Source organism: Bradyrhizobium sp. HKCCYLS3013 (genome assembly GCF_051167615.1).
Lineage (GTDB): Bacteria > Pseudomonadota > Alphaproteobacteria > Rhizobiales > Xanthobacteraceae > Bradyrhizobium.
In genome coordinates, this window is the sequence record NZ_JBNPTK010000008.1 from 201,833 (window position 1) to 220,073 (window position 18,241).

At 66.6% G+C, this 18,241-nt stretch carries 16 protein-coding genes; 5 read left to right on the forward strand and 11 right to left on the reverse strand.

Features of this window, described 5'->3' with window-relative positions; translation table 11 throughout:
- The first annotated feature begins 1 nt into the window (after position 1).
- Both ACQR1F_RS17070 and ACQR1F_RS17075 read left to right on the forward strand, forming a co-directional pair.
- Complete coding sequence (locus tag ACQR1F_RS17070; RefSeq protein WP_315804774.1) at positions 2–3,157, forward strand: multidrug efflux RND transporter permease subunit; 3,156 nt, start codon at positions 2–4, stop codon at positions 3,155–3,157.
- 583 nt (positions 3,158–3,740) lie between these two features.
- Positions 3,741–4,340 (forward strand): outer membrane protein, encoded by a 600-nt coding sequence (locus tag ACQR1F_RS17075; RefSeq protein ID WP_434913499.1) that lies wholly within the window; start codon positions 3,741–3,743, stop codon positions 4,338–4,340.
- A gap of 230 nt (positions 4,341–4,570) precedes the next feature.
- On the opposite strand, the gene ACQR1F_RS17080 is transcribed toward ACQR1F_RS17075, so the two are convergent.
- The 9 genes from ACQR1F_RS17080 to tkt form a co-directional block, all read right to left on the reverse strand.
- A complete protein-coding gene (locus ACQR1F_RS17080) occupies positions 4,571–5,362 on the reverse strand; it encodes an inositol monophosphatase family protein (RefSeq protein WP_315804776.1) in 792 nt (263 codons plus the stop codon).
- 129 nt (positions 5,363–5,491) lie between these two features.
- Complete coding sequence (locus ACQR1F_RS17085; protein WP_316216505.1) at positions 5,492–6,589, reverse strand: tetratricopeptide repeat protein; 1,098 nt, start codon at positions 6,587–6,589, stop codon at positions 5,492–5,494.
- A gap of 10 nt (positions 6,590–6,599) precedes the next feature.
- Entirely contained in the window at positions 6,600–7,277 is a 678-nt protein-coding gene (locus tag ACQR1F_RS17090) for a thiamine phosphate synthase (protein WP_316216506.1), read from the reverse strand.
- Positions 7,277–8,299 carry a class I fructose-bisphosphate aldolase gene (locus ACQR1F_RS17095; protein WP_315804779.1) on the reverse strand — a complete coding sequence of 341 codons (1,023 nt, stop codon included), beginning with the start codon at positions 8,297–8,299 and terminating at the stop codon, positions 7,277–7,279. Before ACQR1F_RS17095 ends, ACQR1F_RS17090 begins: the two co-directional genes overlap by 1 nt.
- A 423-nt stretch (positions 8,300–8,722) precedes the next feature.
- A complete protein-coding gene (gene fba / locus ACQR1F_RS17100) occupies positions 8,723–9,790 on the reverse strand; it encodes a class II fructose-bisphosphate aldolase (RefSeq protein ID WP_315804780.1) in 1,068 nt (355 codons plus the stop codon).
- Between the two features lie 194 nt (positions 9,791–9,984).
- Complete coding sequence (locus ACQR1F_RS17105; protein ID WP_434886752.1) at positions 9,985–10,242, reverse strand: hypothetical protein; 258 nt, start codon at positions 10,240–10,242, stop codon at positions 9,985–9,987.
- A gap of 45 nt (positions 10,243–10,287) precedes the next feature.
- Positions 10,288–11,478: a phosphoglycerate kinase gene (locus tag ACQR1F_RS17110; protein ID WP_316177327.1), complete on the reverse strand. Its 1,191-nt coding sequence runs from the start codon at positions 11,476–11,478 to the stop codon at positions 10,288–10,290.
- 111 nt (positions 11,479–11,589) lie between these two features.
- Positions 11,590–12,597, reverse strand: a complete 1,008-nt coding sequence (gene gap / locus ACQR1F_RS17115; protein ID WP_434863945.1) for a type I glyceraldehyde-3-phosphate dehydrogenase — start codon at positions 12,595–12,597, stop codon at positions 11,590–11,592.
- 244 nt (positions 12,598–12,841) lie between these two features.
- Complete coding sequence (tkt, locus tag ACQR1F_RS17120) at positions 12,842–14,827, reverse strand: transketolase (protein WP_434913500.1); 1,986 nt, start codon at positions 14,825–14,827, stop codon at positions 12,842–12,844.
- A gap of 268 nt (positions 14,828–15,095) precedes the next feature.
- Between tkt and ACQR1F_RS17125 the strand changes: the two genes are divergently transcribed.
- On the forward strand, positions 15,096–15,446 hold the full coding sequence (locus ACQR1F_RS17125; RefSeq protein WP_315804785.1) for a DUF4164 domain-containing protein: 351 nt from the start codon (positions 15,096–15,098) through the stop codon (positions 15,444–15,446).
- Positions 15,443–15,826: a cell division protein ZapA gene (locus tag ACQR1F_RS17130; RefSeq protein WP_315804786.1), complete on the forward strand. Its 384-nt coding sequence runs from the start codon at positions 15,443–15,445 to the stop codon at positions 15,824–15,826. The genes ACQR1F_RS17125 and ACQR1F_RS17130 overlap by 4 nt, the downstream gene beginning before the upstream one ends.
- Positions 15,827–16,090: 264 nt before the next feature.
- Here the strand turns inward: ACQR1F_RS17130 and ACQR1F_RS17135 are convergent, their stop codons facing one another.
- Together ACQR1F_RS17135 and ACQR1F_RS17140 are read right to left on the reverse strand one after the other, a co-directional pair.
- On the reverse strand, positions 16,091–16,486 hold the full coding sequence (locus tag ACQR1F_RS17135; RefSeq protein WP_434873343.1) for an ester cyclase: 396 nt from the start codon (positions 16,484–16,486) through the stop codon (positions 16,091–16,093).
- Positions 16,487–16,551: 65 nt separating this feature from the next.
- Entirely contained in the window at positions 16,552–16,755 is a 204-nt protein-coding gene (locus ACQR1F_RS17140; RefSeq protein ID WP_434913501.1) for a hypothetical protein, read from the reverse strand.
- A 211-nt stretch (positions 16,756–16,966) separates the two neighbouring features.
- On the opposite strand from ACQR1F_RS17140, the gene ACQR1F_RS17145 reads away from it, so the two are divergent.
- On the forward strand, positions 16,967–18,235 hold the full coding sequence (locus ACQR1F_RS17145; RefSeq protein WP_434913502.1) for a serine hydrolase domain-containing protein: 1,269 nt from the start codon (positions 16,967–16,969) through the stop codon (positions 18,233–18,235).
- Positions 18,236–18,241: the final 6 nt, after the last annotated feature.

An 18,241-nucleotide genomic window follows, 5' to 3' on the forward strand; every position in this document is an offset into this window, starting at 1 on the left:
CATGCCGAGCTTCTTCATCGACAGGCCGATCTTCGCCTGGGTGGTCGCGCTGTTCATCTGCCTGATCGGCGCGATCGCGATCCCGCTGCTGGCGGTGGCGCAATATCCGATCATCGCGCCGCCCTCGATCTCGATCTCGACCAGCTATCCCGGCGCGTCGCCCGAGAACCTCTACAACAGCGTGACGCGGCTGATCGAGGAGGAGCTCAACGGCGCCTCCGGCATTCTCAACTTCGAATCCACCAGCGACTCGCTCGGCCAGGTCGAGATCACCGCCAACTTCGTGCCGGGCACGTCGACCAACGACGCCTCGGTCGAGGTGCAGAACCGCCTCAAGCGTGTCGAGGCGCGGCTGCCGCGCGCCGTCATCCAGCAGGGCATCCTGGTCGAGGAAGCCTCCGCCGCGGTGCTGCAAATCATCACCCTGCAGTCGACCGACGGCAGCCTCGACGAGGTCGGCCTCGGCGACTTCATGATCCGCAACGTGCTCGGCGAAATCCGGCGCATCCCCGGCGTCGGCCGTGCCACGCTGTATTCGACCGAGCGCTCGCTGCGCGTCTGGCTCGATCCGGCCAAGCTGATCGGCTACGGTCTGACCGCCGACGACGTCACCAAGGCGATCGGCGCCCAGAACGCGCAGGTCGCCTCCGGCAGCATCGGCGCCGAGCCCGCGACGACCTCGCAGCGCACCTCGGCGCTGGTGCTGGTCAAGGGCCAGCTCGATTCACCCGACGAGTTCAGCGCGATCATCCTGCGCGCCAACCCCGACGGCTCGACGGTGCGGCTGCGCGACGTCGCGCGCGTCGAGATCGGCGGCCTCAGCTATCAGTTCAACACCCGCCTCAACGGCAAGCCGACCGCCGGTCTCTCGGTGCTGCTGTCGCCGACCGGCAATGCGCTGGCGACCGCTGGTGCGGTCGAGGCCAAGATGAAGGAGCTGTCGCGCTTCTTCCCCTCCAACATCACCTATGAGATTCCCTACGACATCACGCCGGTGGTGAAGGCCTCGATCAAGCGGGTGCTGATGACCCTGGTCGAAGCCGTCGTGCTGGTGTTCGTGGTGATGTTCCTGTTCCTGCAGAACATCCGCTACACCATCATTCCGACCATCGTGGTGCCCGTGGCGCTGCTCGGCACCTGCGCCACCTTGATGCTGGTCGGCTACTCCATCAACATGCTGACGATGTTCGGCATGGTGCTCGCGGTCGGCATCCTCGTCGACGACGCCATCGTCGTGGTCGAGAACGTCGAGCGCATCATGACCGAGGAGGGGCTGTCGCCGAAGGAGGCGACGCGCAAGGCGATGGGCCAGATCACCGGCGCGATCATCGGCATCACGCTGGTGCTGATGGCGGTGTTCGTGCCGATGGCGTTCTTCCCCGGCTCGGTCGGCATCATCTACCGGCAGTTCTCGGTTACCATGGTGGCGGCGATCGGCTTCTCGGCGCTGCTGGCGCTGTCGCTGACGCCGGCGCTGTGCGCGACCCTGCTCAAGCCGGTCACGGCCGGTCACGGTCACGCGAAGAAAGGCCTGTTCGGCTGGTTCAACCGCTTCATGGACAACAGCCGCAACCGCTACACCGGCGTGGTCGGCGGCGCGCTGAAGCGCACCGGCCGGCTGATGCTGATCTATGCGATCTTCCTGGTCGGGCTGACCTTCGCCTTCATCCAGTTGCCCGGCGGCTTCCTGCCGGTCGACGACCAGGGCTTCATCACGACGGACGTGCAGACGCCGGCGGACTCGTCCTACGCGCGGACGCAGGCCGCGGTGGAGGCGGTCGAGAAGTATCTCGCCAAGCGCGCGGGCATCGAGGACGTCACCTTCCTGACCGGCTTCAGCTATGCCGGCCAGGGCGTCAACACCGCCCAGGCCTTCATCTCGCTGAAGGACTGGTCGGAGCGCGGCAAGCATGACAGCGCCGCGGCGCTGGTCGCCGACATCAACCGCGATCTCGCCGGCTTGCGCGACGCCAAGATCACCGCGCTGCAGCCGCCGCCGATCGACAATCTCGGCAACTCCTCGGGCTTCAGCTTCCGCCTGCAGGACCGCGGCCAGAAGGGCTATGCCGCGCTGACCGCGGCCGCCGACCAGCTGATCGCCGAGGCCAATGCCAGCCAGGTGCTGCAGAAGGTCTTCATCGAAGGCCTGCCGCAGGGTCCCCAGGTCAATCTGATGATCGACCGCGAGAAGGCCGGCGCCTTCGGCGTCACCTTCGAGGACATCAACAACACGATCTCGACCAATCTCGGCTCGACCTACGTCAACGACTTCCCCAACCGCGGCCGCATGCAGCGCGTCGTGGTGCAGGCCGACCGCATCAGCCGCATGAACGCGGACGACATCCTCAACTACAGCGTCAAGAACGCCAAGGGACAATTGGTGCCGTTCTCGTCGTTCGCGACCATCCAATGGGCCAAGGGACCGACCCAGATCGCCGGCTTCAACTACTATCCGGCGATCCGCATCTCCGGCGAGGCCAAGCCGGGCTACACCTCGGGCGATGCGCTCAAGGAGATGGAGCGGCTCGCCGGCAAGCTGCCGCGCGGCTTCGGCTATGAATGGACCGGACAGTCGTTGCAGGAGAAGCTGTCGGGCTCGCAGGCGCCGCTGCTGCTCGGTCTCTCGGCGCTGGTCGTGTTCCTGTGTCTCGCTGCGCTCTACGAGAGCTGGACGATCCCGCTCGCGGTGCTCCTGACCGTGCCGCTCGGCATCCTCGGCGCCGTCGTCGCCGCCAATCTGCGCGGCCTGTCGAACGACGTGTACTTCACGGTGGCGCTGATCACCATCATCGGCCTCGCCGCAAAGGACGCGATCCTGATCATCGAGTTCGCCAAGGATCTGCGCGCCCACGGCAAGCCGCTGGTCGCGGCGACGATCGAGGCCTGCTCCTTGCGTTTCCGCCCGATCATCATGACCGGCCTTGCCTTCGTCTGCGGCGTGCTGCCGATGTCGATGGCGACGGGCGCCGGCGGTGCCAGCCAGCAGGCGCTCGGCACCAACGTGATGGGCGGCATGATCGCGGTGGTGATCCTGGCGCTGCTGATGGTGCCGGTGTTCTTCGTATCCGTGCAGCGCGTGCTCGCGGGCGATCGAGAGAAGACGGAGCCCGCGGCGGGGCGCGAGGTGTACGGGCCGCCGGCGCCGGCGAAGCCGTGAGCGATGTTGGGTCTTCCTTGAGCGATCGAGCCCAACGCTTGCGACGCGGCCGGTGCGCCCCCTTCCCGTTGCGGGCAGAGCGATCGCATATGGTGAAAGAGGCTGGGCGCGCAGTCTTTTCGCGACCATCCTTCGAGACGCCCGCCTTCGGCGGGCTCCTCAGGATGAGGGCCTGTCTTCGCAAAGCTGTTGATCCTCATGGTGAGGAGCGTCGCTCTTGCGACGCGTCTCGAACCATGAGGCCATGAAAGGTCCGCCCGGGAAAACCATATGCGATCGCCCTGCCCTTGCGGGGAGGGATCGGGGTGGGGGTCTCCGGGCGCTGAACGACGTGGGGTCGCTCTCACAAGTCAGAGATCAATCAGCCAGACGAAGCGCACGCGTCGCGGGATCACCTCTGTTCAGATGAAGTGAATCGCGTTTTCACCACATGCAGCAGGACTCGGTGGACCCCCACCCCCGACCCCTCCCCGCAAGGGGGAGGGGAGCAGACCATCCGGGCGGGGGAGGTCGCGCTCCACCGGCTGTGCTGGAGTTCCTCGTCCTCTGCCTGTATGATCCGTTGACGTGTAGCGGTAACGGCATGTCGATGATCTCTCGCAAATCTGCATTCGCGCTCGTGCTCGCTGGGCTCTGTGTCGGCACGACAGCGGCCAATGCCCAATCAGGTCCCGTCAAATACTGGCTCCCCGGCTGGCCGGTCGGCTTCAGCGACTCCGGCAGCCTCGACTCCTACGGCAACTTTCCGAGCTTCACGGGGAGCGGCAAGGACAGCGGCTTCTTCGCGCGGGGCTACAGCGTGACGAACAATTGGGCGGCGCTGTCGGGCATCGGCCTGAGCTCGAACCTCGTCAACCGCTATGGGGCGCTCGGGTCGTACACGACCGAGGGCGCGCAATACGGCTACACCTTCAAGAGCGGCGTCAGCTTCTACGGCGGCTTCGAGACGCTGAAATACAATCCCGGCCTCGGCGGCCCGTTCGCGACGTTCGACGGGCGCTCGACCTCGACGCCGGCCTACGCGATCAATGGCGGCGTCGAGTACAAGCCGACCTCCAATGTCAGCCTGTCGCTCGGCTTCAGCTACGCCGGCCAGTCGTCCGATCGCGTCGACAGCGACATCAACTCTCCGGCGCTGCCAGGTGCCACGCCGCAGGCCTTCACCAGCGGACGGCGATACTAGGCGCGGCCAGCCTCACCCTCGGTGTCGTCCCGGACAAGCGCGCGTCACGCGCGGCCGATCCGGGACCCATAACCCCAGGGAGACGTGTGAGGCATTCTGGTCGACCCATCTTGCTCGATCAAAACGGCCGGTGGCTATGGGTCCCGGCTCAAGGCCGGGACGACACCGCGTGTGAGGCGAGCGGTTTGGCAAACCGTAAGAAGGCGTCCGGTGGCCGCGCAGAATCAAAGCTACGCCGCCGCCTTCAGCACCTTCACCAGCTCGCGGTGGATGACCTCGTTGCCGCACACCACGTGCCCGGTCGCCAGCGCGTCCTCCTTGCCGTCGATGCCGGACACGGTGCCGCCGGCCTCGCGCACCAGGATCATACCGGCGGCGATGTCCCAGGGCTGCAGGTCGCGCTCCCAATAGGCGTCGAAACGGCCGGCGGCGACGAAGGCGAGGTCGAGCGAGGCGGCGCCGAAGCGGCGGAGCCCTGCGACCTTGACCTGCAGCGAGGTCATCTCGCGCAGGAACAGCTGGTGATCGCCGCGGCCGATATGCGGCAGGCCGCAGGCGATGACGCATTCATGCAGCTGTTTGCGCGCGGCGACGCGCAGCCGCTGGTCGTTCAGGAACGCGCCCTTGCCGCGCTCGGCGATGTAGAGCTCGTCATTGGCGGGATTGTAGATCACGCCGGCGATCACGGTGTCCTCGCGCTGCAGCGCGATCGAGATCGCGAATTGCGGGATGCCGTGCAGGAAGTTGGTGGTGCCGTCGAGCGGGTCGACGATCCAGGTGTGCGACTTGTCGCTGCCTTCGCGCTTGCCGCCCTCCTCGCCGAGGAAGCCGTAGCCGGGCCGGGCCTTGGAGAGATCCTCGTAGAGCATCTCCTCGGCCTTCTTGTCGGCGCGGGAGACGAAATTGGCCGGCCCCTTCAGCGACACCTGCAGGTGCTCGATCTCGCCGAGATCGCGCTTGAGGTTGCGGCCGGCGCGGCGCGCGGCCTTGACCATGACGTTGATGAGGGCGGAATGGATCATGAGCTCGATGCGCTGGGCTGACCGCACCTCGCGGTGCGCGCCTTCCCCGGAAGCGGACGAAGGCGGGTGAAATGGCTGGCTGTGGGTGCCCTGCCGGGGCGGCCGCGTCAAGGCCGGATCAGCGGCCGATCACTTGATGGTGCCCAGCCAGTGCTTGGCGGCCTGTTCGCCCTTGGCGCGGTCTTCGGGGGGCATGTCGGCGAATTTCTCGTCGAGCTTGGGATCGCCCTTGCCGGCGGTCTTGGCCACCAGGTGCCATTTGTAGGCCTCGACCTTGTCCATCGGGGTGGCGATTCCATACAGCAGCACCCACGCCAGCCGGTTCTGGGCGACCGGGCTGTTCTGCCGCGCGGCCCGGCGCAGCAGCGCGATGGCCGCGGGCTGGTCCTTCGGCACGCCGGTGCCGTTGAACAGCGCGATGGCGTATTCGACCTCGGCGTCGATATTGTCGGCGATCGCGGCCGCCTTCAGCAATTGCGCGGCCTTTTCGAGGTCTTTCGGCACGCCGGTTCCTTCCTTGTAGAAGGTCGCCAGCGCGTATTGCGCCTCGGCATTGCCGGCATCCGCAGCCAGGCGCAGCAGCTCGGCCGAGCGCCTGAGGTCCTGCGGCAAGGTCTGGCCGTCGAGATAGAGCAGCGCGAGATTGTAGGCCGCCTTGGGCTCGCCGAGCTTGGCGGCGGAGGCCAGCAGCTTGACCGCCTCGAGCTTGTCGACAGGGCCGCCGCGCCCGGCCAGCCGCATCATCGCCAGCGCGAACATCGCCTCGCGGTCGCCGGCCTCGGCGGCCCGCTTGTACCAGATCGCCGCCTTTTCGTAATCGCGGCGGATGCCCTGGGCGTTTTCGTAGAGCTGGCCGAGCATCGCCATGGCCTTGGGATCGCCGGCCTGCGCCCGCGGCGTGGCGAGATCGAACGCGGTCTTGTACTGGCCGCGCTGATAGGCGCCGTAGACCAGGTCGACATTGGGATCATTGGTGGCGGGCGGTGGCGTCGCGGCCGGCGCTGGAGCGGCCGGCTTGGCCGACGGGGCGGGGGCCGGCTTCTTTGCCGCGGACGTTGCCGGCGGCTTGGCCTTCTCGGCCGCCTTCTCCGCCGGCCGTTCGACCGGCTTGGGCTTTTCCGCCGGGGCTGGCTGCAGGGCCGGCGGCGTCAACGAGATCTGCGCGCGTGCGCCCGGCATCGCCATGGCGAGCGCAGCAACGACACATGTCAGGCGCAGGATCGTCATCGGCCGCCGTTCAGCTCTGTCCTGGTGCGTCGGCTGGCGCGGCCGTATGGGCGCTGCGGATCGCGGTGCTGATCTCAGCAAGCGCCGCGGCCGGGCCGCGGGCGTCGTTCCAGACGAGGTCGTCGACCAGCACGAAATCGGCTCCCGCCGCGACGAAGTCCGCGGCCTCCTTGAGCGAGATCGCATAGCCGACGCAGGGCGGCTCGAACAGCTCCGCCCACCAGGCGAGGCGCTCGTTGACGGCATCCGGCGAGGGCCGCCGTCCCTGCGCATCGCGCTCGCCGAACAGCACATAGTCGGCGCCGAGCTCGCCGGCGCGCATCGAATCATGGCGTGTGGACAGGCCGCCGCAGCCGGCGATGCGGTCCGGCTTCAGGCCGGGCAGCGCCTCCTCCAGCGCGGCGATGCCGGTCAGGTGCGCGCCATCGGCGCCGGCGCGGGCGACGATGTCGGGATGGCCGTCGATCAGCAGCGCTGCGCCGGCGCCCTGGATCGCCGGCGCCAGCGTCTTGACCATCGTGATCATGCTGCGCGGATCGCTGTCCTTCAGCCGCACCAGCACCGCAGCGATGTCGGCGCTGGCGAGGATCTCGGGCAGGCCGGCGGCCAGCGCCGCCGCATCGGTCACGACCGGCGTTGCCAGATAGAGGCGCGGCGCGGGCCGCGCGGATGTCGTCTTGCCGGACACTAGGCGGCCTCTTTCTCGAGCGCTGCGGTCCACTGGCCGCGGCTGGCAAGCGCGTTCATGCGGGCGCGGTGGGTGAAGGCGCGCTGGCCGGCGGGGATGTTCGCCGCCCTGCCTGCCCATGCCTGCTGCGGCGCCGCCTGCAGCGCGCGGCCGTAGGAGAAGGTCAGCTTCCAGGGCAGCGGTCCGAGCCGGTTCATCGCGTCGAGATGCGCGGTCGCGCTCTCGTCGGATTGTCCGCCGGACAGGAAGGCGATGCCGGGCACCGCCGCAGGCACGCATTCCTTCAACAGTTGGACGGTCCTTTCGGCGACCTCCTGCACCCCGGCCTGGTCCGGCGACTGCTTGCCCGCGACCGCCATGTTGGGCTTCAGGATCATGCCTTCCAACGCGACGCGCTGGATGCGCAATTCACGAAACACCTCGTTCAGCACGCGGCGCGTGACGTCGAAGCAGCGACCGATGTCATGATCGCCGTCCATCAGCACCTCCGGTTCGACAATCGGCACGATGTTCGCTGCCTGGCACAGGGCGGCATAGCGGCCGAGCGCATGCGCGTTGACATGGATCGCTGTCATCGAAGGGATGTTGTCCTTGTCGATATCGATCACGGCCCGCCATTTGGCGAAGCGCGCACCCAGCGCGTAGTACGTCGCCAGCCGATCCGCAAGCCTGTCGAGGCCGACCGTGACCCGCTCGCCGGGGCAGCCGGACAGCGGCTGTGTTCCCTCATCGACCTTGATGCCGGGAATGGCGCCGGCCGCTTCGATCAGCTTCACCAGCGGGGTGCCGTCGGCGGCATGCTGCCGGATGGTTTCGTCATAGAGGATGACGCCGGAGATGAACGACATGCCCTCGCTGCGAAACAGCATCTCGCGATAGTCGCGGCGGTTCTGTTCGGTCGATTCGACCTTGATGGCATCGAAGCGCTTCTTGATCGTCCCGGTGGATTCATCGGCGGCGAGGATGCCCTTGCCCGGTGCAACCATGGCAAGGGCCGTGGTGTTCAGTGCGGAGAGATTCATGCTTGGCTCCAGACGCACCTGCCCTGCCCATCAAAATAGACGGTTCTCGGGCGGATGCCGAGCAAACATTGGCCGCCGGTGAGGCGGACTCTCGAAGAGGTGAAGGGGAGGTTGCTGATCGGAGCAAGCGATCACGTCACCGGTGGTCGGCTTCCCTCCCCCTTGCGGGGAGGGGTTTGGGGGGGCCACACGCACTGAACTCAGTGAGTTACGCGTTGAGATCGTAAGTGGTGAACGCTGTCGCGCGCACGCGTTCGGCCACTTCAATCGCAAGCGCGATGGTCGATATGCGCCTTCGATCTCATCACTGATAGTACGCCCCGGACCCCCCCCCGACCCCTCCCCGCAAGGGGGAGGGGAGCTTACCGCCGTTGCGGCGGCTGCTGGGGTCGAGAAGCTCAACGCAGCGCGGCGGCAGCTGCCTCACGCCACCTTCGGAGCCAGCTCGCCCTTGGCGTAGCGCTTGGCCATCTCGGCCGTGGTCAGCACGCGCTTGATCTTGGAGGCCTGGCCGGCGGTGTTGAACTCCTGCAGGCGCTGCTTGCACAGCTTGGCCATCGCCTCCATCGCCGGCTTCAGGTACTTGCGCGGATCGAATTCCTCCGGGTGCTCCGACAGAACTTTCCGGATCTGGCCGGTCATCGCCATGCGGTTGTCGGTGTCGATGTTGATCTTGCGCACGCCGTTCTTGATGCCGCGCTGAATCTCGCTGACCGGCACGCCCCAGGTCGGCTTCATCCTGCCGCCATAGGCGTTGATGATCTCCTGCAGGTCCTGCGGCACCGAGGACGAGCCGTGCATCACGAGATGCGTGTTCGGCAGCTTGCGATGGATCTCCTCGATCACGTTCATGGCGAGGATGTCGCCGTCGGGCTTGCGCGTGAATTTGTAGGCGCCGTGCGAGGTGCCCATTGCGATCGCGAGCGCGTCGACCTGGGTCTCACGCACGAACTTCACGGCCTCGTCCGGGTTGGTCAGCAGCTGGTCGTGCGACAGCTTGCCTTCGGCACCGTGGCCGTCCTCCTTGTCGCCCATGCCGGTCTCGAGCGAGCCGAGCACGCCGAGCTCACCCTCGACCGAGATGCCGCCGAGATGCGCCATGGTGGCGACCGTCTTGGTGACGCCGACATTGTAGTCCCAGTCAGCCGGCGTCTTGCCGTCGGCCTTCAGTGATCCGTCCATCATCACCGAGGTGAAGCCGGACTGGATCGCGGTCATGCAGGTGTCGGGACCGTTGCCATGGTCGAGATGCACGCACACCGGAATGTGCGGATAGATCTCGGTGACCGCGTCCATCATGTGCTTGAGCATGACGTCGTTGGCATAGGAGCGGGCGCCGCGCGAGGCCTGGATGATCACCGGAGCGTCGACCGCATTGGCCGCCTCCATGATCGCCAGTGCCTGCTCCATGTTGTTGATGTTGAAGGCCGGGACGCCGTAGTCATTTTCCGCCGCGTGGTCGAGCAATTGACGCAACGTGATACGAGCCATGGCTGGAACTCCCTGATTAAGAATTGGACCGTGCGGCAGGATGCGCACGTGTCGAAACTGCTGCACCGTGCATAACGCGGTGGTCGGGAGATTCCAAGGGTTGCGGGCGACGCAGGCCACCAGACCGCGCTGTCAGCGGCCATTCATAGGTTATCAGCCAAATCCGTCGCAACGGACAGCACGTAAGAGCTGGCTCAGCTCTTCCTGGCTTCGAGAGCCGCGATGCGCTCTTCGACCTCGGTGACACGCTCGTCGAAGTCGCTGGCGGCCGCGCGCATCATGACCAGCATGCCGGCGGAATCACGCCGCTGCTTGCGGATCAAGGTTTCCAAGCTATCGAGCCGCGTCTCGGTCGATTGTCCGAACTGTCCAAACTCCGATCGGAACGCAGCAATGCTCTCCTGAATCTTGATCAGGATCGAGTGCACGGCGTCTGTCGGAGTGTCAGCCATGAATGGAACATAACAGAAACATCCATGGCCGACAAGCTCTGAGGATCAGGCCTTCAGCACTTCCACGCCCGGCAGCGGCTTGCCTTCCATCCATTCCAGGAAGGCGCCGCCGGCGGTCGAGACGTAGCTGAAGTCGGCGGCCACGCCGGCCTGGTTGAGGGCCGCGACGGTATCGCCGCCGCCGGCCACCGAGACCAGCTTCTTGGTCTTGGTGCGTTCCGCTGCGTGCTTGGCAGCGACCATCGTGCCGCGGTCGAACGGCGTCAGCTCGAAGGCGCCGAGCGGACCGTTCCAGACCAGCGTCGCGGCATCGTCGATCGCGGCATGGATGCGTGCGGTCGATTGCGGGCCGACATCGAGGATCATGCTGTCCGGCGGGATCGCGTCGAGGCCATAGGCGAAGGACGGCGAGTTGGCTGCGAAGTGATAGGAGACGGTCGCGTCCACCGGCAGGATGATGGCGCAGTTCGAGGCTTCCGCCTTCTCCATGATCCTGAGCGCGGTCGCTGCCAGATCCTTCTCGGCCAGGGACTTGCCGATCTGCACGCCCTGGGCATGCAGGAAGGTGTTGGCCATGCCGCCGCCGATCACCAGCGCATCGACCTTGGTGACGAGGTTCTCCAACAGGTCGATCTTGGTCGAGACCTTGGCGCCGCCGACGATCGCGATCACCGGCTTGGCCGGGCGGCCCAGCGCCTTGTCGAGCGCGTCGAGCTCGGCCTGCATGGTGCGGCCGGCATAGGCCGGCAGCTTGTGGCCGAGGCCCTCGGTCGAGGCATGGGCGCGGTGCGCGGCGGAGAAGGCGTCGTTGACCCAGATGTCGCCGAGCTTGGCGAGCTCGGCCACGAAGGCCGGATCGTTCTTCTCTTCCTCTTTGTGGAAGCGCGTGTTCTCCAGGCACAGCACGTCGCCGTCCTTCATCGCGGCGATGGCGGTCGCCGCCGGCTCGCCGATGCAGTCGTCGGCAAAGGCGACCGGGCGCTTGATCACTTGCGAGAGCGCGGCGGCGACCGGCTTCAGCGAGTCCTTGGCGTCGCGGCCCTTCGGCCGGCCGAAATGCGCGAGCAGGATGACCTTGCCGCCCTTGGTGGCGAGCTCATTGATGGTCGGCGCGACGCGCTCCAGGCGCGTGGCGTCGGTGACGTGGCCATTCTCCATGGGGACGTTGAGATCGACGCGCAGCAGCACGCGCTTGCTCTTGGGATCGACGTCGTCGAGGGTGCGGAATTGTTTCATGCGGTGCCTCCCAGGCGTCATGCCCGGCCTTGTGCCGGGCATCCACGTCGTCCTTCTATGGGCGTAAAACGTGGATGGCCGGGACAAGCCCGGCCATGACAGTCAATTTTGTTAGAGCAGCTTGCCCATCGCGACGGCGGTGTCGGCCATGCGATTGGAGAAGCCCCACTCGTTGTCGTACCAGGACATCACGCGCACGAGGTTGCCGTTCATGACCTTGGTCTGGTCCATGTGGAACGTCGACGAGTGCGGGTCGTGGTTGAAGTCGATCGAGACGTTGGGCGAATTGGTGTAACCGAGCACGCCCTTGAGCTCCTGCTCGGCGGCGCGCTTGATCGCCTCGTTGATCTCCTTCGGCTCGGTGTTGCGCTTGGCGACGATCTTGAGATCGACCACCGAGACATTCGGCGTCGGCACGCGGATCGCGACGCCGTCGAGCTTGCCCTTGAGCTCGGGCAGCACTAGGCCGATCGCCTTGGCGGCGCCGGTCGAGGTCGGGATCATCGACATCGCCGCGGCGCGGCCGCGATAGAGATCCTTGTGCATGGTGTCGAGCGTCGGCTGGTCGCCGGTGTAGGCGTGGATCGTGGTCATGAAGCCGGTCTCGATGCCGACCGTGTCGTTCAGCACCTTGGCGACCGGCGCCAGGCAGTTGGTGGTGCAGGAGCCGTTGGAGACGACCAGGTGATCCCTCGTCAGCGTGGTGTGGTTGACGCCGTAGACGATGGTGGCGTCGGCGCCGTCGGCCGGGGCCGAGACCAGCACGCGCTTGGCGCCGGCGGTCAGGTGCGCGGAGGCCTTGTCCTTGGAGGTGAAGATGCCGGTGCATTCCAGCGCGATGTCCACGCCGAGATCCTTCCACGGCAGCTTCGACGGATCACGCTCGGCGGTGACCTTGATCTTGCCCTGGCCGATATCGATCGTGTCGCCGTCGACGGTCACGGTGTGCGGGAAGCGGCCATGCACGCTGTCGAAGCGCAGCAGGTGGGCGTTGGTCTCGACCGGGCCGAGATCGTTGATGCCGACCACCACGATGTCCTTGCGGCCCGATTCCGCGATGGCGCGCAGAACGTTGCGGCCGATGCGGCCAAACCCGTTGATCCCGACCCGGACTGCCATTTTCGTCTCCTTCAATGACGTTTATCGTTCAATGACGTTTCTCGTCCCTCGTAGCCGGCCCCTGGCAAGGGCTCTACGAGGGTTTGGACCTGTTGACGCCCGGTTCTGCCGGGCGGGAGCGGACGATATGGCCCTTTCGTAGTCCTTTTTTTGCGCTCGCTCAACCGTCGCGAATCAGGGATCCGCCAGCGCGGCTGTCCGGTCGCTCAGACGTGATGGACGGCCGCGCGGGGGACCGAAGGCCTTACGCCAGCCGCTGTACGGCGGCCTCGACAGCCGCCTCGGCGGTGATGCCGAAATGCTTGTAGAGCTCCTTGGCCGGGCCGCTCTCGCCGAACGAATGCATGCCGATGAAGATGCCATCCTGGCCGATGACCGCGTCCCAGCCCCAGCGCACCGCGGCCTCGATGGCGATCTTGACCGGCGCCTTGCCGATGATCGCGGCCCGGGTCTCGGCCGGCTGCTCCAGCAGCAGCTCGAGCGACGGCACCGAGACGACGCGGGCTGGGATGCCACGCTCGGCGAGCTGCTTCTGCGCGGCGACCGCGATCTCGACCTCCGAGCCGGTGGCGAACAGCGACACCTTGGCTTCGCCTTGCGCCGCGACCAGCTCATAGCCGCCGCGGCCGCAGGGATTGTCCGCCGGCGCGGACGTGCGCAGTTGCGGCAGGTTCTGCCGCGTCAGCGCCAGCACGGTCGGGCCGTTGGTGCGGTTCAGCGCCAGCTCCCAGCACTCGGCGGTCTCGACCGCGTCGGCCGGGCGGAAGACGCGCATGTTCGGCATCGCGCGCAGCGCGGCGAGATGCTCGACCGGCTGATGCGTCGGGCCGTCCTCGCCGAGGCCGATGGAGTCGTGAGTCAGCACGTAGACGACGCCGGCGCCCATCAGCGCCGACAGGCGCATTGCGCCGCGCGCGTAGTCCGAGAACACCAGGAAGGTGGCGCCGTTCGGCGCGAAGCCGCCATGCAGGAAGATGCCGTTCATGCACGCCGCCATGCCGTGCTCACGGATGCCGTAATGGATGAAGCGGCCCTTCGGCGTCTTGGCCGAGAACGAGGTCGCGGACTTCGCCTTGTTGTTATTGGAGCCGGTGAGGTCGGCCGAGCCCGCCATGAACTCGAACGGCATCGCTGCGGCGATCACCTCGATCGCGGCCTCCGAGGACTTGCGGGTGGCGACGTTGAGCGGGGTCTCCAGCAGCGCCTTCTTGTGGTCCTTCAGCGCCTTCGCCAGCGACGCCGGGCGCTCGTGGCGCAGCCGGCGCTCGAACTCGGCGCGCTTGCGCGGGCCCATCTCGCCGAGCCGGGTCTCCCACTCCGTGCGCGCAGCCGCGCCGCGGCGGCCGGCCTCGCGCCAGGCGGCGAGCACGTCGTCGGGCACCGAGAACGGCTCCTGCGAAATGCCGAGCTTCTCCTTGGCGCCCTTCAGCTCCTCCGCCCCGAGCGCCTCGCCATGCACCTTGGAGGTGCCGGCCTTGGTCGGCGCGCCATAGCCGATCGTGGTCTTGCAGGCGATCAGCGACGGCTTCGACGACTTCTGCGCCCGTGCGATCGCGGCGGCAATCGCCTCGGGATCATGGCCGTCGATCAGCTCGGCGGCCCAGCCGGCAGACTTGAAGCGCTTCACCTGGTCGACCGAGTCGGCGATCGACAGCGGGCCGTCGATCGAGATGCCGTTGTCGTCCCACAGCACGATCAGCTTGTTGAGCTTCCAATGCCCGGCCATCGCGATCGCTTCCTGGGAGATGCCCTCCATCAGGTCGCCGTCGGAGGCCAGCACATAGGTGTGATGGTCGACGATCTTCTTGCCGTACTCGGCCTGGAGCATCTTCTCGGCCAGCGCCATGCCGACCGCGGTGGAGATGCCCTGGCCGAGCGGGCCGGTGGTGGTCTCGATGCCCTTGGTGCGGAAATTCTCCGGATGGCCGGGGGTGAGCGAATCGACCTGGCGGAAGCGCTTGATCTGGTCGAGCGTCATCTCCTCGTTGCCGGTCAGATACAGCAGCGCGTAGAGCAGCATCGAGCCGTGGCCGGCCGACAGCACGAAGCGGTCGCGGTCCGGCCAGGCGGGCGCCGCGGCATCGAATTTCAGCACGCGGGTGAACAGCACGGTGGCGACGTCGGCGGCGCCCATCGGCAGGCCGGGATGGCCCGATTTCGCCTTTTCGACGGCATCCATTGCGAGCGCGCGGATGGCGTTGGCCATGCGGGAATGATCGACCTGCGTCATGCTGGAATCCGTCCAAACGTGAAATGCTGATGACAGGGACGCCGCCGGTATTGCTGGCGGGCCGGGATTTTGCGGGCTGATTAGCACCTCGGTTCCGGGAATCAAAGGCAATGCAACGTCCCGGACGTCCCAAAAGTTGCTTAGTAGTGCATAGTTTCGGCCGAGCGTTGCGCTTGGCTCGCCCAGCACGTAAGATTTTGCCCGTAACCGCTTGCCGGACAGCGCTTTTGTCGCGTCCCGCTTGCTCCGAGGGCCTCGCATCCGCGCCATGAACGATCACCCTGCCAATCTTGCCGGCCAGGTGGAACCCGGCGCCGCCGATCTCGAGGCGGCGACGCGGCGACTGATGACGGCACTCGACGCGCTGGAGAGCGCGGTCGAGCGGCGGCGTGAGGCGGATCGTGACGAGGACGAGCTGGCGACGCGCATCCAGGCGCTCGGCGCCGACCGCTCGCGTCTCGCCGACGAGCTCGACGGCTCCCTGATGAAGACGCGCCGGCTCGAGCGCACCAATCGCGAGATCGCCGAACGTCTGGACACCGCGATCGGCACCATCCGCGCCGTGCTCGCTGGCGGCGACGGGCAGGGCGCCGCTGAAGACGATGAGGACGAGGAATGAGCCACATCAACGTCACCATCAACGGCCGCCAATATCGCATGGCGTGCGAGGAGGGCCAGGAGCTCAGGCTGCTGAAGCTCGCGGAGAGTCTGGAATCGCGCATCACCAATCTGCGCGGCAAGTTCGGCGAGATCGGCGACGCCCGCCTGACCGTGATGGCTGCGCTCACCGTGTGCGATGAGCTGATCGACGCCAATCAGCGCGTGCAGATGCTGGAGCAGGAGCTGGAAGGCCTGCGCAACGTGCGCAACCAGGCGAGCGACCGCGCCCGCGCCACGCAAGTCGCGGTGGCCAAGGCGCTGAACGCCGCCGCCGAGCGCATCGAGCGCACGACGCAGGTGCTCAACCGGACCATCGGTGGCGGGGTGGCGATCGGATAGGGCGGAACTAACAAGTCAGTCCTAGTGCAGTCAACGTGGACCGCCTCATTTCGCGGTGCTTATGAGTGTGCCCTCGCCCCTTGTGGGAGAGGGCATGTATGACAGTGCGGCGAGCGCGGTTGGGTGAGGGGTCTCTCGCGGCGAGCGTTGTTCGTGGAGAGAAACCCCTCACCCAACCGCGTGCGTGGATAGGCCGGCGATGCCCTCTCCCACAAGGGGCGAGGGCGCTGTATCTGAGAGCACGCTCTTCCTTCGCAGCCTCACTCACGCTCGCGCGAGTTGCGCCTCGATGGCGGCCTTGTCGATCACCGACCATACTTCCGCGATCCTGCCGTCGCGGAATGCGTAGAACACGTTCTCCGTGAAGGCGACCCGCCGGCCGTTGACCGGCAGCCCGAGGAACGCGCCACGCGGCGTGCAGTCGAACTCCAGCCGGCTTGCGACGCGAGGCGGGTCGGACAGCAGCAGGCCGATGTTGAAGCGAAGGTCGGGGATATCGGCGAAGTTTCCCACCAGCATATCGCGATAGCCGTTGAGCCCGAGCTGCCGGCCGTTGTGAACGACGTGGTCGTGCACGAAATCGCCGAGCACCGGCCATGCCTGCGCATTCAGGCACACGATGTAGGCGCGATAGTGATTGGCGAGCTCGGGTCCGGTCATGGCGCTGCGTCCGTTCGAGACGAGAGCAGGCAACCTCTCGCACCGGCAACGGTTCCGAACAGGGATCAAAGACCTTCTATGATCAATGCGATGGCTTCCAACGGCAATGCCGCAACTACTGCGCCGATGACCAGACCGACGAGGCCGAGGACGACGGCACCGATCCAGCCGCCCGAATGAAAGCCGACGGTTGCACCGACGAAGGCTCCCGTCGCAAGCGTACAGATGGCCCAGAGCGTGTGAAGGATGAGTCCGATCGTCCTCAGCATGCGTGATATCGCCTGTCAGCGGTCTCACCCGTCCCCTTCCGATGGGTCGCGCGGAGACGCCATTGTGCGGCAGCGAAGCCGATCACGTCATCGCGATGTGTTCGTGTTGCGAGCGCTTGTCGTTCTTTCCCATGTCCTCTACCCATTGGTCAGGCGGAGCGATCGAATCCCGCGAGACAAGCGGGATCATCCGCGCATCAGGGAGGTGCCCATGAAGACGCTGCTCAAGGCGGCCGTAGCCACAGCCTTCACCATGATCATCACGCAGCTCGCCGCCGCGCCCCTGCCGGAGGCCAGGCCCGACGAGGTCGGCTTCTCGCAAGCTGGCCTGGCGCGCATGGATGATTTCTTCGCCCGCGAGATCGCGGCCAAGCGCGTCCCCGGCGCGGTGGTGGCGATCGCGCGTGACGGCAAGCTCGTGCACTACAAGGCCTACGGCCAGCTCGATCCGGTGAAGGGCACGCCGATGCCGCTCGACGCGATCTTCGCCCTGGCCTCGATGACCAAGCCGATGACCGCGGTGGCGGGGCTGACGCTGATGGAGCAGGGGCGACTGCCGTTGCAGGCCAGGCTCGCCGACTACTATCCGGCCTTCGCCGACATGAAGGTCGGAGTCACCCAGGAGAACGGCGCGCTGCTGCTGGTGCCGCAGGCCCGCCCCATCCTGATCCACGATCTCTACCGCCACACTTCGGGCCTGATGTATGGCGGCCGGCCGGACAGCTCGAGCCCGGTGGCGCGGCTCTATCCCGACGGCACCGCGCCTGCGATCGAGGGCGACACCCAGGCCTTCATCGAGCGCATCACCAAGCTGCCGCTGGCGCACCAGCCTGGCACGCAGTTCGAATACGGCTTCTCCATCGACGTGCTCGGCGCGGTGATCGAGAAGGTCAGCGAGCAGCGGCTCGGCGAATATCTTTCAGCCAATGTCTGGAAGCCGCTCGGCATGGTCGACGCGACCTTCGCGCCAACCGACGCACAACGCCCGCGGCTGGCGCATCCGTTTCCGAACAATCCGCTGACTGGCAAGCCGCAGGCGATCAAGCTGCTGGATACGTCGACGAAGTCGGACTGCGGCGGCGCCTGCTCCTTCGCCACCATCGGCGACTACGTCCGCTTCGGCCAGATGCTGCTCAATGGCGGCGAGCTCGATGGCGCGCGCATCCTGAGTCCGAAGACGGTGCACCACATGACCTCCAACCATCTCGGGCCGGAAATCAAGAACACCGTCGCCAATGTCGAGCCGCATCGCGCCGGCTTCAGCTTCGGGCTCGGCGTCGCGGTGCGCGTCAGCGAGGGCCTCTCGGCCGTGCCCGGCAATCCCGGCGAGTTCAGCTGGAACGGCGCCTATGGCACGCAGTTCTTCTGCGACCCGAAGGAGCGCCTCGTCGTGGTGGTCGGCACCGCGGCGCCCGGCGACCTGCGCAAATATTATCGCGAGCAGGTGCAGGACATCGTGTACGGCGCGATGGTGAGGTAAGATAGC

Bases quoted from the DNA above. Each gene is read 5' to 3' on its own strand.
- ACQR1F_RS17085 (WP_316216505.1), bottom strand. From the start codon at position 6,589: ATGACGATCCTGCGCCTGACATGTGTCGTTGCTGCGCTCGCCATGGCG.
- ACQR1F_RS17130 (WP_315804786.1), top strand. From the start codon at position 15,443: ATGAGCCACATCAACGTCACCATCAACGGCCGCCAATATCGCATGGCG.
- ACQR1F_RS17135 (WP_434873343.1), bottom strand. From the start codon at position 16,486: ATGACCGGACCCGAGCTCGCCAATCACTATCGCGCCTACATCGTGTGC.
- ACQR1F_RS17125 (WP_315804785.1), top strand. From the start codon at position 15,096: ATGAACGATCACCCTGCCAATCTTGCCGGCCAGGTGGAACCCGGCGCC.
- ACQR1F_RS17070 (WP_315804774.1), top strand. From the start codon at position 2: ATGCCGAGCTTCTTCATCGACAGGCCGATCTTCGCCTGGGTGGTCGCG.
- fba (WP_315804780.1), bottom strand. From the start codon at position 9,790: ATGGCTCGTATCACGTTGCGTCAATTGCTCGACCACGCGGCGGAAAAT.
- gap (WP_434863945.1), bottom strand. From the start codon at position 12,597: ATGGCAGTCCGGGTCGGGATCAACGGGTTTGGCCGCATCGGCCGCAAC.
- ACQR1F_RS17145 (WP_434913502.1), top strand. From the start codon at position 16,967: ATGAAGACGCTGCTCAAGGCGGCCGTAGCCACAGCCTTCACCATGATC.
- ACQR1F_RS17140 (WP_434913501.1), bottom strand. From the start codon at position 16,755: ATGCTGAGGACGATCGGACTCATCCTTCACACGCTCTGGGCCATCTGT.
- ACQR1F_RS17075 (WP_434913499.1), top strand. From the start codon at position 3,741: ATGTCGATGATCTCTCGCAAATCTGCATTCGCGCTCGTGCTCGCTGGG.
- ACQR1F_RS17095 (WP_315804779.1), bottom strand. From the start codon at position 8,299: ATGAATCTCTCCGCACTGAACACCACGGCCCTTGCCATGGTTGCACCG.
- ACQR1F_RS17110 (WP_316177327.1), bottom strand. From the start codon at position 11,478: ATGAAACAATTCCGCACCCTCGACGACGTCGATCCCAAGAGCAAGCGC.
- tkt (WP_434913500.1), bottom strand. From the start codon at position 14,827: ATGACGCAGGTCGATCATTCCCGCATGGCCAACGCCATCCGCGCGCTC.
- ACQR1F_RS17080 (WP_315804776.1), bottom strand. From the start codon at position 5,362: ATGATCCATTCCGCCCTCATCAACGTCATGGTCAAGGCCGCGCGCCGC.
- ACQR1F_RS17105 (WP_434886752.1), bottom strand. From the start codon at position 10,242: ATGGCTGACACTCCGACAGACGCCGTGCACTCGATCCTGATCAAGATT.